Raw genomic sequence first — 1,120 nt, forward strand, 5'->3', positions numbered from 1 at the left:
CTGCAATCTCCTTCTGAAACATCAAAAGGAAACTCGCTCCTCCACCAGCGCAGCGGAACCCTGGAAATCAATGGGACGGGGACGGCGCTTACGATCATCTGGGTTCTGACTACCAACAACAGCCGTGCGTTGCCCGAGCCTCTTCTGAGCAGATGCCCACCGATAGCCCTTCGTGCGCTTACAACTGACGAGATGGTTGCCTTCATTTGGCGCGAAGGGCGCAAACAGGGTTTAAGTGACGTGACCTTGGATGCAGCGGTCGAAGCTTTTAAACGTGCGAGCCAAGTAAGACGACCGAGTCTGAGAACGGCCGCACGAGTGTTGCAGAAAGCTGCCGATCTCGAATGTCGCCCTACGCTGCATTAAACAATTTCATATGTCCGCGGCAACAAAGGCGCGGCTTCGCGACCGCAGCAGGGAAAGTCCTGATCAGCCCCAAAAGGGCAAGCTGGCTTTGCGTGAGGTTGTCGGTGCAGACATCACATCACCCGTAGTGTCGCGGCAGGCGATCGCAACACCGAAAGCCATTTCACTTCCAAGTCAGCAACTCACCCTTCTCGGCCAGTAGACCTGCATGATACTGAGTATGGCGCTGGTATGTTAACAAACATACCGGCGCCATACTTTCACACCGCCCTTCAGCAGTCCACCGCACATCAAACAGGCGCTATCGCTGAGCGTGGTGTAGGTTTTGGCTGAGGTGGTCACCGGCGATCTTCGGTTGGGGTCTGGGTGTAAATGCCAACCCAACACCGAGAGGACCACCGATGACCACCGACATGATGAACTTCCTCGACCTCGTGGAGAAATCCCGCGACTCTGATCTGCAGCTCGAGATGATCGGCTTTGCCGCTGATCTGCTGATGGAGTTGGAGGTCGGCGCAGTGACGGGTGCGGCCTATGGCGAGCGGGACCCGGCACGGCGGGCGCAGCGTAGCGGCTACCAAGACTGGGATTGGCAGACGCGCGTCGAGACCGTCGAGCTGCGCATCCCGAAGCTTAGGAAGCTTCCCACGCGGCGAGCGGAGAGGTGGCCCTAGTTTTTCGACCAGCTTTCTGCCGCAATAAGCTCTCGCATTTGTTTCATGTCAGGCGGCAGCTTTCAGGTTCGAGCCTTGAG

General features: G+C 57.4%; 2 pseudogenes. Both read left to right on the forward strand.

Annotated elements, in window-relative coordinates:
• Positions 1 to 366 (forward strand): annotated as a pseudogene (locus BMX16_RS17855) (hypothetical protein); the annotation flags it as partial.
• A gap of 401 nt (positions 367 to 767) precedes the next feature.
• Positions 768 to 1,007 (forward strand): annotated as a pseudogene (locus tag BMX16_RS17245) (transposase); the annotation flags it as partial.
• Positions 1,008 to 1,120 lie beyond the last annotated feature (113 nt).

The organism is Loktanella fryxellensis (assembly GCF_900110065.1).
In the GTDB taxonomy this organism is placed as follows: Bacteria; Pseudomonadota; Alphaproteobacteria; order Rhodobacterales; family Rhodobacteraceae; genus Loktanella; species Loktanella fryxellensis.